Origin of the sequence: Pseudoalteromonas maris (assembly GCF_049257235.1) — a bacterium.
Lineage (GTDB): Bacteria > Pseudomonadota > Gammaproteobacteria > Enterobacterales > Alteromonadaceae > Pseudoalteromonas.
Window position 1 is genome coordinate 101,170 of the sequence record NZ_JBMMUF010000006.1, and the last position, 13,983, is coordinate 115,152.

General features: G+C 47.4%; 11 protein-coding genes. 7 read left to right on the forward strand and 4 right to left on the reverse strand.

Translation table 11 applies throughout. The features are described from left to right. Window positions 1–42: 42 nt before the first annotated feature. Window positions 43–1,299, reverse strand: a complete 1,257-nt coding sequence (locus AAEU32_RS10295) for a nitrate- and nitrite sensing domain-containing protein (RefSeq protein WP_421970435.1) — start codon at window positions 1,297–1,299, stop codon at window positions 43–45. Window positions 1,300–1,745: 446 nt separating this feature from the next. Between AAEU32_RS10295 and AAEU32_RS10300 the strand changes: the two genes are divergently transcribed. The 7 genes from AAEU32_RS10300 to AAEU32_RS10330 all read left to right on the forward strand — a co-directional run bounded on the left by AAEU32_RS10300 (window position 1,746) and on the right by AAEU32_RS10330 (window position 10,889). Beyond that, on the forward strand, window positions 1,746–2,597 hold the full coding sequence (locus tag AAEU32_RS10300) for a formate/nitrite transporter family protein (RefSeq protein WP_421970436.1): 852 nt from the start codon (window positions 1,746–1,748) through the stop codon (window positions 2,595–2,597). A gap of 4 nt (window positions 2,598–2,601) precedes the next feature. Then, window positions 2,602–4,389 carry a bifunctional protein-serine/threonine kinase/phosphatase gene (locus AAEU32_RS10305; RefSeq protein WP_421970437.1) on the forward strand — a complete coding sequence of 596 codons (1,788 nt, stop codon included), beginning with the start codon at window positions 2,602–2,604 and terminating at the stop codon, window positions 4,387–4,389. Between the two features lie 254 nt (window positions 4,390–4,643). Continuing rightward, the gene (gene nirB / locus AAEU32_RS10310; RefSeq protein WP_421970438.1) at window positions 4,644–7,190 is read left to right on the forward strand and encodes a nitrite reductase large subunit NirB; all 2,547 of its coding nucleotides are present in this window, start codon (window positions 4,644–4,646) and stop codon (window positions 7,188–7,190) included. Window positions 7,191–7,199: 9 nt separating this feature from the next. After that, the gene (nirD, locus tag AAEU32_RS10315; RefSeq protein ID WP_421970439.1) at window positions 7,200–7,553 is read left to right on the forward strand and encodes a nitrite reductase small subunit NirD; all 354 of its coding nucleotides are present in this window, start codon (window positions 7,200–7,202) and stop codon (window positions 7,551–7,553) included. Between the two features lie 19 nt (window positions 7,554–7,572). Beyond that, window positions 7,573–8,493 carry a uroporphyrinogen-III C-methyltransferase gene (gene cobA, locus AAEU32_RS10320; RefSeq protein WP_421970440.1) on the forward strand — a complete coding sequence of 307 codons (921 nt, stop codon included), beginning with the start codon at window positions 7,573–7,575 and terminating at the stop codon, window positions 8,491–8,493. 135 nt (window positions 8,494–8,628) lie between these two features. Beyond that, window positions 8,629–9,843, forward strand: coding sequence for an alginate export family protein (locus tag AAEU32_RS10325; RefSeq protein ID WP_421970441.1), 1,215 nt, complete (start codon window positions 8,629–8,631; stop codon window positions 9,841–9,843). A gap of 173 nt (window positions 9,844–10,016) precedes the next feature. Next, window positions 10,017–10,889: an EamA family transporter gene (locus AAEU32_RS10330; RefSeq protein WP_421970442.1), complete on the forward strand. Its 873-nt coding sequence runs from the start codon at window positions 10,017–10,019 to the stop codon at window positions 10,887–10,889. A 28-nt stretch (window positions 10,890–10,917) separates the two neighbouring features. On the opposite strand, the gene AAEU32_RS10335 is transcribed toward AAEU32_RS10330, so the two are convergent. The 3 genes from AAEU32_RS10335 to AAEU32_RS10345 all read right to left on the reverse strand — a co-directional run bounded on the left by AAEU32_RS10335 (window position 10,918) and on the right by AAEU32_RS10345 (window position 13,918). Further along, entirely contained in the window at window positions 10,918–11,184 is a 267-nt protein-coding gene (locus AAEU32_RS10335; protein WP_421970443.1) for a DMT family transporter, read from the reverse strand. Between the two features lie 222 nt (window positions 11,185–11,406). Further along, entirely contained in the window at window positions 11,407–12,939 is a 1,533-nt protein-coding gene (locus tag AAEU32_RS10340; RefSeq protein WP_421970444.1) for a GNAT family N-acetyltransferase, read from the reverse strand. Window positions 12,940–13,009: 70 nt separating this feature from the next. After that, the gene (locus AAEU32_RS10345; protein ID WP_421970445.1) at window positions 13,010–13,918 is read right to left on the reverse strand and encodes a LysR family transcriptional regulator; all 909 of its coding nucleotides are present in this window, start codon (window positions 13,916–13,918) and stop codon (window positions 13,010–13,012) included. Between the last annotated feature and the right edge of the window lie 65 nt (window positions 13,919–13,983).

Below are 13,983 nucleotides of genomic sequence, written 5' to 3' on the forward strand. Positions count from 1 at the left end.
TTGCATAGCGCTTATTGATTTAGTAATCATCATTTATTTAGCTCAATTGGTATCAAAGCCGACTATCACCTTGTCGGCAACGTCCACAAGCTTCAAATTATGACTCATCGCTTGCTTTTGCAGTTCCCGAAATGCTTGCTCTTCAGTAAACTTAAACTTCTGAATGATAAGCAATTTAGCGCGGTCTATTTTCTTCTGATCAGCAATTGCTTGCTTGGCATGAACAAGCTCCTCTTCCATGCGCGCAATATCGCGAGACTGCTCGCGTAATAAGTCATAAAAGGAATCAGGCGCGCGGCCATATTCCATGATATGAAGGTCTTGTGCATGCGGTTCTAATAATTGCGATACACATAAATTCATTGGCCCCTGGCGCGCTTCCATGGCTGCTATCAATGCTTGCTGGTCACCTAACTTTTGCTTCGCTTCAATCACTTTATGTTGCGCAATGTCAGTAAGCTCTTGGGTCATCGCCTGCTCAATTCCTTGCATCTGATCCATACGCGCAGTCGCAATTTCAAACCAAATTTCACTTAATCCAGCATCTATTGCGCTGCCTTCATCGAGCTTGTTGATCATTGCGCGTAAGTGCTCTAACTCATGCCATGCTTGATGCTCAACAAGCTCGTGCCACAGCTTCTGTTGGTGTGTACTTGCAAACTGCACAAATAATGAAAAATGATTCTGTTGTACCTGTTGTAATTGCGCTAAACGCTCACACAAGGCCTTAGTAAAGTACGTTTTTGTAAAACCAATAGCGCCCCATGCACGCTCTTGACCAGCAAACTCTTTACCCTGAATAAAGTTGAACAATGCAATAAGTTGACGACTAATCGCAGCATCATTAGCCACATCAGCTGCTTCGAAAATAACCGCTAATAAATAGGCAATCAATTGCGAAAAAGCCTGCGTAGATTCACTGGATGTGATCTTTAAATCACGGACTCGCTCCCGCAACTCTGGCAAATGGTCCAGCCCCTGCAGAGCAAACGTAATGCTATTAAGTAAACGCCCACTCGTACCATGATGTTTGTCGCTCAAGTAATCATTCAACAGGACCTGAAGCTGCTGTTGTGCTTGCTGGGCAAGTGCTATTTCTTCATTTCGCCGTAGCTCAAACCGATGCCCTGCAGAGGCAAGCCAAATATTGCTGCTACCGCGCTCCCGCTGCAAATAATGAATGGTGTCTCGCACCGCCGAAACGACACGACAATTAAAAGCCAGAGCTTGTAGGCTTGCTATCTCAGAGTGCTTGGCGGACAACAAAAACCGCCGAGTAATATGGCTACAATACTTCATGAAAATCACGGTCGTCAGATTTAAAAATAAGAGTGAACGCAAAATTCATGCCCCGATAGGTCTTAGCAATAAATTTAGTGAACCAAAGCAGAATCACTGACACTACCGTATTGCCGAGCACCTACTTGGCTCTCTTTGTGCCCTAATTTTGCACAAAAGCCGTGCACGATAGGGATCATATTGGTGCTTTTAGGTATAAATTATTTACTGCGCATGAAAGCCAACAGCTTTAAAATCACAATAAACCCATAAATATTAATGAATTAGCAATCATGGTATTAGTATTGCACTGTTGTTAATACTGTAGAGCAACAGTTCTCAATAAATTGCATAGGATAAAGACGTCCACACCAGCTTTTTACTACAAAAGGCGGTTGGGCGTTTTTTTTGTGCTTAATTTGAGGCGTTGACCTGCAATTTCAACACGATAACTAGAGGTGAATGAGATGGCTTACTTACTACCTACAGAATTTGTAACCAAAATGGTCGACGCGGGTGAATCAAAAGTTTACATGTCGACAAGAGATACATTGATCCGTGCATTTATGGCTGGCGCCATTCTTGCTCTGGCAGCAGTTTTTGCGATCACAGTCGCAGTTAAAACCGGCAGCTTACTACTAGGGGCGGTACTATTCCCTGTTGGATTTTGCATGCTTTATTTGATGGGCTTTGACTTACTTACTGGGGTATTTGTGCTCACCCCACTGGCCTGGCTTGCTCGAAGACCTGGTGTAGACATCCCACAAATACTACGCAACTGGGGTCTTGTCTTTGTTGGAAACTTTGCCGGTGCACTGACCGTTGCCTTCATGATGGCTTTTGTATTCACCTATGGCTTTAACATTGAAGGTGGAGCAATAGCAGAAAAAGTGTCTGGTATCGGTGAGGCACGCACTTTGGGTTACGCCGAATATGGCGTCAGTGGCTGGTTGACGATTTTCATTCGCGGCATGCTGTGTAACTGGATGGTGTCAATGGGCGTGGTTGGAGCAATGATTTCAACCCACGTCAGTGGCAAAGTGTTAGCGATGTGGATGCCAATCATGCTGTTTTTCTTCATGGGCTTTGAACATTCTGTTGTTAATATGTTCTTGTTCCCATTTGCAATCATCATGGGTGGTGACTTCTCGGTAATGGATTACCTGGTGTGGAACGAGATCCCAACAGCACTTGGCAACTTGGTGGGCGGCCTCGCCTTTACTGGTTTAACGCTGTACTCAACACACTACCGCACAGCACCTAAGCGTCAGTTAACGAGTAACACTGCCACGACAGCAGCCCCCGTTAGCGCAGGTTAAGCTCGTGACTAACACTCCTGTAATATCACTTCCAAGCGCGACGACTCGTTCGCGCGCTTTGGATCTCACTATCAAAGTACGCTGCGGCGCATACTCTATCAGTGGAGCAAAACCCGACAATCAGGATGCTTGTGCAGCACGCATTCCTGTTGGTGATACTCTGCGAAGTAAAGGTATAGTACTGGCAGTTGCTGACGGTATTAGCAGTAGCGAATTTTCTGCACTGGCCAGTGAGGCAACGGTGCAACACTTTATCAGCGACTATTATCGCACTTCCGAAATTTGGGGAGTGTTACAATCAGGTCAACGCGTATTGCAGGCGATCAACAGCTGGCTGATAACCCAAACCGAAGCGACACCGTATCGTGGCACACCTGACAAAGGCTATGTGACGACATTAACCGCCTTAGTACTAAAACATCATTCTGGCTATGTGTTTCATGTTGGTGACTCACGCCTGTACCGCATTCGACGCTGCTTTGGCACACCCACCTTAGAGTGCATCACTAAGGATCATCAAGTTATTGGCGAAGCGGGGCAAAGTTATCTATCCCGAGCAATGGGCTTTAATCCTGACTTGGCACTTGATACCCATAGCTTTAGTGTGCATGAGAATGACATATTTTTGCTTACCACAGACGGCGTACACGGGCATCTCAGTGAAGCGCATATGTTGCAAATTATTGAGCAACATAGCTCAGACATGGATAGCGCAGCAAAGGCATTGGTCGAGGGCGCTTTGGCTGCGAACAGCACTGACAACCTCACAGCTCAGCTCGTGTGTATCGATAAACTCCCTGACGATCCTTCGGCAGAGTTAAAAGCGTTTGATGACCTACCCGTTCCTCCTGTTTTGGAGGTCAATCAGGAAATCGATGACTTAAGAGTCTTACGTGTTATCTATCAAAGCGCTCGCAGTCACCTTTATTTGGTCAAAGATAAAAAAACAGACGACATCTTTGTACTAAAAGCTCCGTCTATTGAGTTAAGTGAGCAAACAGCACACCTCAATAAACTCATGATGGAAGAATGGGCCGCCAGACGAGTTAACAATCCTCATGTTCTGCGTGTTCCCATGGAGCATCGAGCACGCAGTGCCATGTATACACTGGCTCATTATATCGAAGGTAAATCACTGGCGCAGTGGGTGACAGACAACCCCAAACCCAGTTTAGAGCGAGTTCGTAATATCGTGATGCACATAGGCAAAGGGCTACAAGCCCTGCACAGGGCAGGGATAGTGCATTGCGACTTACGTGAACAGAATATACTTATTGATGAGCATGATCATGCCACGATCATCGATTTGGGAAGTGCTAGCATCGATGGCGTCAGTGAATATTTGGCACAAGAACACACTGTGCGGGGCAATTTACTGATCACTGCGCCAGAGTATTTCCTTGGATATGCAGCATCAAGGCAAGGCGATATTTTCTCCTTGAGTTTATTGACCTACTTTTTATTAAGTGGCTCATACCCTTACGGCACCAAGCTTGCGCGTTGTACCTCGCTCAATGCACAGCGGAAACTGAGCATATCGCCTATCGCTCCCAAACGGGGAGACATCCCCAGTTGGCTCGATGACACGCTAAAAAGAGGCTTGCAGGTAGAGCCATCGAAACGTTATCAGGAGCTCTCTGAATTTTTACACGATTTACATACCCCGAATCGCAAATATCTGACTAAACATAAACCCCCATTGATGGAACGTGATCCGTTGCGATTTTGGAAAGCGATGAGCCTAGTGTGGTTTTGTATCGCCCTGTATCTATGGGCGCAAGTAAATACATAGTGGTGCATGGCCTGCACTACACTTGTGCACATGCGTAAAAACGCATGCTCAAATAACATTAACTAACTGTTTTTAAATAACTAAAATTATTGGCATTAAACTTGATAGACTAACAACCAAGATAGCAAACCTCCCAAATTGCCGGTTTGCCAACAACACAATTTGTCGATGGGTCATATCGACCCATTTCAGGTAATGAAGCCTACACCGAAATATCGGTGTGGGCTTTTTTGTTTTCTAAAGGAACGTAAAGCATGACACACGCAGCACAGACTTCGAAAATTCTCATCATCGGCAACGGCATGGTGGGTCATCACTTTGTTGAGCAACTTCGCCAACAAGATGCAAATGCACACATCACCGTATTGTGCGGTGAGTCAAGACTCGCCTATGACCGCGTTCACCTGTCCGCATTCTTTGATGGCAAGAGCGCGGACGATCTTGCACTGACAGATGCACAAACATATGAGTCATGGGGCGTGCACTTTGAACTAAACGCCAAAGCAAACACGATCAACCGCGACGCTAAACAGGTGCAAACGGAAGATGGCCGCATCTTCGATTACGACACCCTTGTACTTGCAACCGGCTCATATCCATTTGTTCCACCGATCCCAGGTAATGACCAACCACATTGCCTGGTGTATCGGACCATTGACGACTTAGAGGCCATTGCTGCATCGGCACAGCAAAGCAAGGTCGGTGTGGTTGTTGGCGGCGGCTTGCTTGGTTTAGAAGCGGCTAATGCGCTCAAGCAGGCTGGGCTAAAAACCCATGTTGTTGAATTTGCTCCTCAACTAATGGCCGTGCAATTAGATAGTACGGGGGGTGATGTGTTGCGCGATAAAATCGAAGACTTGGGCGTCAGCGTACACACAGGCAAAGCAACACAACGCATTGAAGCCGGTGAAACCTGTCGATATCGCATGGTTTTTGCGGATGGCACCCACCTTGAAACCGACATGATTCTATTCTCTGCGGGGATTCGCCCAAGCGACCAGCTAGCCCGCCAAGCTGACTTAGCAGTGGGTGAACGTGGCGGTATCTGCATTGATAGTAGCTGTCGCACCTCAGACCCAAATATTTACGCCATTGGTGAATGCGCGCTCTGGAATGAGCGAATTTTTGGCCTTGTTGCTCCGGGCTATGCCATGGCACGTGTGGCAGCGGAGCAAATATATGCGGGCACAGGTGAGTTCCTCGGCGCTGATATGAGTACCAAACTCAAATTAATGGGCGTTGATGTGGGCTCAATTGGCGATGCGCACGGCCACAGTGCAAATGCACAAAGCTATACCTACTTTAACCAACCACAAGGCGTGTACAAAAAGCTGGTTGTTGATAGCAAAGCACAGCACATTATCGGCGCGGTATTGGTTGGCGACACCTCAGACTTCGACGCCTTATTACAATTTGCACTCAATGGCATCACATTACCTGAGAACCCTGAGAGCCTCATCCTACCGAGCTCAGGCGATAAACCTGCTCTTGGTGCCGATGCACTACCTAGCACAGCCACCGTATGCTCATGCCACAATGTCACCAAAGCCGGCATTATCTCTGCCATTGATCAGGGCTGTTGCAGCGTCAAAGAGGTCAAAGCAACAACCAAGGCGTGCACTGGCTGTGGCGGCTGTAGCGCACTGCTAAAAAGTGTCGTGGATCATGAATTAGAAAGTCGCGGTGTGGAAGTATCGAAAGCCATTTGCGAACACTTCAACTTTACCCGTCAAGAGCTTTTCCATCTTGTGAAAGTAGAGGGTTATCGCAGTTTTGCTGAGATTCTAAATGCCCATGGTCATGGTCTAGGTTGTGAGATCTGTAAACCTGCGATTGGCTCTATCCTCGCATCTGTGCATAACGAATACATTCTCACTAAAGCGCACCTGCCGCTTCAGGACACTAATGATATCTATCTGGGCAACATGCAAAAAGATGGCAGTTACTCTGTTGTGCCGCGTGTGCCCGGCGGGGAGATCACCCCGAAAAAGCTCATTTTACTGGGCGAAATTGCCGAAAAGTATGGACTGTATACCAAAATCACTGGTGGTCAACGAATCGACTTATTTGGTGCTCGTGTTGAACAGCTCCCTGATATTTGGCAAGAGCTGGTCGACGGTGGCTTTGAAACTGGCCATGCGTATGCCAAAGCGCTGCGCACGGTTAAATCGTGTGTTGGTAGCACTTGGTGCCGCTTTGGGGTGCAAGATTCAGTAGGCAAAGCCATTGATTTAGAGAATCGCTACAAGGGCCTAAGAGCACCGCACAAGATCAAGTTTGCCGTTTCAGGGTGCACCCGCGAATGCGCAGAAGCGCAAAGCAAAGACATAGGCATCATTGCCACGGAAAATGGCTGGAACCTCTACGTCTGTGGTAATGGCGGGATGAAACCTCGTCATGGCGATTTGTTCGCAACCGATCTCGATGATGCCACCTTAGTTAAGTACATCGACCGCATCTTAATGTTTTACGTAAAAACCGCAGATCGTTTACAACGCACCTCTGTGTGGATGGAAAACCTAGAAGGCGGTCTCGATTATCTGCGCAGCGTAATAATTGACAACGCATTAGGCATTAACGATGAGCTCGAAGCGCACATGCAGACAGTAATTGGACAATATCAATGTGAATGGAAAACCACCATTGAGTCTGAATCAGCACGCAAGCGTTTTCGCCAATTCGTCAACAGCAAAGCTACTGACAACAACATTGTTTTTGTTCCAGAGCGCGGACAAATACGCCCAGCATCAGCAGCAGAAAAAGCCGCTAAAGGTGGCGCAATTCCAGTACAGGTTATTTAGGAGAGTACCATGCAAACAGCACAGCAAACACAACAAACATGGGTTGAAGTATGCACTATCGACGACCTTCAAGAATACAGCGGTGTATGCGCGCTACTCAATGACGAGCAGGTTGCCATTTTTATGGTGCCAAGTGCGCATAACACGCACTTGTACGCAATCAGTAACTGGGACCCTGTTGGTCAAGCTAATGTACTTTATCGCGGCATCATAGGTTCAGTGGCATCCACGCCTGTTGTTGCATCGCCATTACATAAACAGCGCTATGACCTGATCACAGGGCAATGTCTTGATGATGACAGCGTGAGTATTGATGTATTTACCGTGCGCCAAGAGCAAGGGCGCGTGCTCATCGCGGTGTAAACACCTTTGGAGTATCAATATGAGCTTTTTTTCTATTTGTAAGCCGCCATTTCTACCTAGTTATCGCACCAATGTCGTGCGGCTGTTTGCCAACCATGATTGGGATTTAGGGCGTACTCACTGCGAACCGCGCAAAGCCAAACGGGGTCAGGTATTTATCGTTGGAGCAGGGCCAGGTGATGCCGACCTACTCACAGTGAAAGCCGTCAAATGCTTACAGCAAGCTGATGTCGTGATGTATGACTGGCTAGTCGACAGCTCGGTACTGGCTCTGATTCCAAAGCGCACACAGCGCGTATTTGTGGGTAAGCGCCGCGCCAAGCACTCCACCAGCCAAGAGGATATTTGTAAGCAACTGGTTGAGTTCGCTAATCAAGGCAAGGTTGTTGTGCGCTTAAAAGGCGGCGATCCTGCTGTATTCGCACGCACCACAGAAGAAACGGTGGCGCTCACAAACGCAGAGATCCCTTTTGCAATTGTACCCGGCATCACAGCCGCATCAGGCGCTTCGGCATTCACTGGCATTCCGCTTACAGAGCGAAGCTGTGCCCAGTCAGTCACCTTACTCACCGCTCACTTAAAAGATGCAGACGAGCAACCTGATTGGCAAAAAATGGTGCAACAGTTAAGCCGCGGCACATTGGTGCTGTACATGGGATTGAGTAAATTAGCGCAAGTGACATGCGCGCTTATTGAACGTCAGGTCGCAGCCGACACCCCTGTCGCGTTAATTGAAAATGCCTGCTGTGCCAGTCAACGTCTTTACACCACCACTTTATACGAAGCTGCGCGCACTGCTGAGCGAGCACACTTTAGTGGACCGGTGCTCATTATCGTTGGCGATGTGGTGAATCACAGGCAAAGCGTGGATACCTCACTTTTTAACTTCGCAACGCAAAGTGAAAGCATTTTTATTAATAAACAACAGGTTGGCTGTTAAATAAAGTCACTGACGACCAACGATTTGTATATACAACTTTGAAGTAAGTAGCAACTAAGGGTAACGACGCCCACATCAGATATTGCCAACAGCGATGTCTGATGTGGGCTTTTTTATGGGAAACGGGGAATATCAATGAAACAGTGTTTAACAATGAACAAACTTGCCGTGCTGTGCGCACTGGCCTGCTCAACAAGCTACAGTCACTCACTTTATGCAGAGGAAATACTCGACACCTTAGCCACTGGCAGTGCTTGGGCAGATTTTCGCCTGCGTTATGAAACGGTTGATCAAGACAACATGGCTGATAACGCCAATGCCTTGACCCTGCGCACGCTTTTCGGAGTTAAGTCAGGAGAGTACAAAGGGTTTTCAGCAACAATTGAAGGTGAAGACTCGCGTATTGTGCTCGGAGTTGGCGACTACAGTGTTGGTCCCACAGGGTATAACGTAGGCCAATACCCTGTTATTGCCGACCCTGAGACAACCGAACTTGACCAAGCGTTCGTGCAATATAAACATTCTGGCTGGCAGGTCAAAGCAGGACGCCAAGTGATTACTTTGGATAATCACCGCTTTGTTGGCCATGTTGGTTGGCGTCAAGACCGCCAAACCTTTGATGGCATCACTATCAACAAACAAGTCACGGATAAGTTATCTCTTTACTATGGCTACCTATCGCAGCGAAACCGCATATTTGCAGAAGCCGCTGACATCGACAGTAACGACCACCTACTGCATCTCGACTATGCGTCAGACATGGGGACATTTAAAGCCTATGGCTATCTGCTTGAAACTGACTCGGCAGCTGATAACGGTCTCGACACATGGGGTGTAAGCTATGCAAACAAGAGCAAACGCGATCAAATCACCTGGCATTACAACGTCGAATACGCCACTCAGCAAAGTGATGTAGGTACTGCGAGCTTTGATGCTGATTACTTCAGTGCCAGCGTGAAAGCGCAATTACAGGCAGTAACAGTGGGGCTTGGCTATGAGCTATTAGGCTCTGACGACGGCCAATATGGCTTTGCCACACCCCTGGCTACTTTGCACAAGTTCAATGGCTGGACAGATCAATTCCTGGCAACACCTAAAGAGGGGTTAGAAGACATTTACGTAACGGTGAATTCGCAATTTGCAGGAGGCAAATGGACATTTGTATGGCATGAGTATTCAGCGGACGACGCGTCTGCGAGTGTAGAAGACTTAGGCAGCGAATTAAACGTGCAATATGTCACCAAAGTAGCACAAAAGATCACTCTAGGCGCGAAGTACGGTCAGTACTTCGCTGAAGACATTAAAGCTGACACATCGAAATTCTGGTTGTGGGTCAGTGCCCGCCTCTAACCCAGACAGAGGAAACTGACCACATTTCAAGGTCCGCGCCAATAACTATTGGCGCGTTACCTTTTTGGCACCAGAATGAGTATCATCGTGCGCTATGATGACTATGCAATTAACTCATTCGCCTCCCTAAAAGGGCCATGTTATGGTGATGTTTTGTCTTTTGGGCGCTTCCTATGGCGTGGATTTTCTTCACATTTTTAGCTGCATTCAGTCAAAGCTGGCGCAACGCTCTACAAAGCAAGCTAAGCCACCATGCCTCGAGTTTAGCGGTCACACTTGCACGTTTTATTCTCGCCGGCCCCATCGCCGCCTTATATCTTGCTTTGCTTTATCACTTTGACCCCGCCCCAGCGCTGCATCCTTCTGACCTATTTGCTCTTTATATTGTTGGTGCTGCTGTTATGCAGATCATCGCCACAGCCTTGATGGTACGGTTATTTAAAATGAACAATTATGCCGTGGGCGCAGGGCTTGCCAAAAGTGAAGCGCTAGTGGCCGCTATTTTAGGAATGCTATTTTTTGGCTCGGCACTGAGCTTACTTGGCTGGTTTGGGGTCATTTTGGGCGCGATTGCGGTGATGCTACTCAGTGGCCCAAGTGTGCGCGATTTAAGCTTTAAAACGGTATTAATGGGCTTGGCCTGTGGCACCAGCTTCGCCCTAACGTCACTGTGGGTGCGTGAGGCAAGCTTATCATCAGGATTGCTCTTTCCGCACAGTGCCGCTTGGGTGTTGTTGCTAGTGATCAGTTTGCAAACCTTGATGCTGCTGCTTTATCTCGGTATTAAAGACAAAGCGGCTCTTGTTAGCCTTTGGCATCACAAGGGCCTGACAACGTGGATCAGCTTTACCAGCTGCATTGGTTCAATCGGCTGGTTTAGTGCCATGAGCCTACAGCACGTGGCGTATGTGAAGACCCTCGGGCAAATCGAGGTATTTTTCACTATTGCGATTTCATACCTGTGGTTGAAGCAACCGGTAAAGCGCCGCGATAGCCTAGGTTTATTGCTTATTGCCCTTGCTGCTATCGCGGTAATGTGGGGATGAGCACTTGTATATACAATTTATACACGCTTTAATTTGCGACTTTTAAGGTGATCACTCCAGCGATAATAAGTAGCACGCCGAAGTAGCGCATCAAGGAGGTGCTATCGCCATAAAACAACACCCCCACTAAGAAAGTACCTGCAGCTCCTATACCCGTCCATACAGCGTACGAGGTGCCCATCGGAATCGTCTTTTGCGCCAGCCATAGCAGCAAACCGCTGATAGCCATAAACACCACCGCCATAATGATACTTGGGGCATGCTGACCTTTGCTATTTGTTTTTGCAGCAGCCATAGGGTTCAACCAAAGGCGTACACTGCGTTGTCATGGACCATGAACATAGTTCACTATGCACCATGACCCATTCCTAGCATTGAAAGCCTTTGATTTGAACAAAATTCATACCTCAAAGGTCAACACGCCCCAACCAACGAGTTTGTGGTTCTTGTGCGAGCTTAAGCCCAACAGGCCAGCCAATTTCGAACAAGCCGGCACAAATCAAATACACCCAGGCCACTAGTTTGTTCCTTTTACTAGGTTGACGCTGTATAAATCGCTACGGCGATCTTTGAGGTTACGAACGGTCCCCTCACTGTGTAGAATTTTCAGCTTATCCATATCCAAATCAGAAAATAGCAACATCTCAGTGTTGGGCGTCGCTTCGTTTAGGCAGGCGTCATGTGGGAATGAAAAGTCTGATGGCGTGAGTACCGCGGCTTGTGAGTACTGCACATCCAAACTTTCAACCTCTGGTAAGTTACCCACACTACCAGCTAGCACCACATAGCACTCGTTTTCGATGGCACGAGCTTGGGCGCAATGACGCACACGCAAATAGCTGTTTTTGGTGTCAGTCCAAAATGGTACGAACAAAATATCCAGCCCCTGCTCAGCGAGAATCCGTGACAATTCAGGGAACTCCACATCGTAACAAATCTGGATACCCACTCGCCCAGCATCGGTTTCAAACACCGCCACACTGTCGCCACCTTGAATAACCCAGTCATTGGCTTCGTGCGGGGTGATATGGATTTTACGTTGCTCATCCACTTTGCCGCTGCGATGACACAAATAGCTCACGTTATAAATGGTGTCATTTTCGGCCACGGGCATTGACCCGGTAATGATATTGGCGTTGTACTCTACCGCCATGCGTGACATGGCTTGTACAAAGGTGTCTGTGTATTCTGCCAGAAAACGGATCGCCTCAGTTTGACTTCGGTGCTCTTGCAGTCCCATCAAGGGTGCGTTAAAAAACTCCGGAAACAGAATAAAGTCACTTTGATAATCGGAGACGGTATCCACAAAGTACTCAACTTGCTTCAATAGCTCGTCAACGCTATCAACCAAACGCATTTGCCACTGCACAGCGCCTACTCGAACTATGGACTTGGTACTCTCAATGACCGTGTCGGTTGGTTCAAATAAGATATTGTTCCACTCTAATAAGGTCGCATAACCGACCGACTCCTCATCCTCTGGAAGGTACTTTTTCAGCAGTCGCTTTACTTGGAAATCATTCGACAACTGGAAGGTCAAAATAGGGTCGTACACTTCTTTGCGATCGACCTTCTCAATGTATTCCATTGGCGACATTTGATTGCGATAGTTGTGATAAAGCGGAATACGCCCGCCCGCGAGAATAGCTCTGAGGTTATATTGGCGGCACAACTCTTTACGAGCATCATATAAACGACGCCCTAAACGCATCCCTCGGTGAGTAGCGGCAATCGCCACATCTAAGCCGTACAAAGCATCACCATTTGGGTCACTAAATACACGGTCGTGACCATCGACGATATCATCATAGGTATGGGGGTTAGAAAAGCGGCTGTAATCAACTTGCACACTCAAGGCGATACCTACCAGTTCACCATCATCAAGAATACCGATTTGGCCTTCAGGGAATTGGTCAATAAGCCGAAAAATAGTATGGCTTGGCCACGCTCCACCCAGTTCTGGGTAGGCCTCATCCATTAACCGTTTAATTTCTGGATACTGTTCTTTTGATAAATTACATATTTCTAAACGGGTTTTTTCGACCGACATCCTGACCTCCTAGTAATTCTGTTCCTATTCATTGTGGCGATATTCATTACGAAACGAAAGGGGCGAGCGACTAATCGCGACCAAAAGCGAAGCGATTAATATTGGAAAATGCCATCATGATATCACGCGCGTAATTCACTCTTGGATGCGCTAATGCCCCCTTGCGCCATGCTAGATAGATATTATTTTCAGGGCCTTGCGGCCCCAAACTCACGAGCCGACCCGAGCGCAAATCGTCGTAACATAAATAATCTGGTAATACGGAATAACCCACGCCCGTGCGCACAATGCCCGCCAAGGCACGAATATCAGGGCAAGTCGCAATAATTTGTGAGCGGCAGTGGGCCTTGAATACCACATCAAAGTACTCACGAATTAATGGCAATTGAGTGTTATAACTCACCACTGGCAAGGTATTTAAAATGTTAGCATCTACCTCCTTGCTTGGCAGTGAATCAGCAAGCAATTTATGGGTAACAAGCATGAGCCTCTCACTATCAAGTACTTGATAGTCATACATGGTGCTATCTGGCAAAGAGGCGGTAATGGCCAAGTCGGCCGTACCATTATCAAGCGCGGCATAAATTTGCTCTCGGTTACCAGGCAAAATCACCACATCAACGTGCCCTCCTTGAAGTAGATTAGCCAGTTGTGCCGAGGCCACGTAACTAATGTACTCAGCTGGACCAGCCAAGGTGACAGTGCCGCGAACTTCACTCGAACGGCTGCGTGTCGATGCCATTTTTTGCTCTATGGCATCAAAGTGGCCTCCGATTTGCGCAGCGAGTTCATGAGCAAGATTAGTAGGCTCAACGCCGCGATGACGGCGCGTGAATAAGGTTTTACCTACGGTAGATTCCACACTTTGAATGTGCGCCGTAGCGGCAGGTTGTGATAGGCCTAAGTTTTTCGCAGCGCGCGAAATATTTAGACAACGATACACTTCCACAAAAGTACGTAATTGAACAAAGTAAGACATAAGCCATCAGATATTTTATACCTGACCCAAATTAAACTGAATTCTACTTATTATAAAGCTTAGCT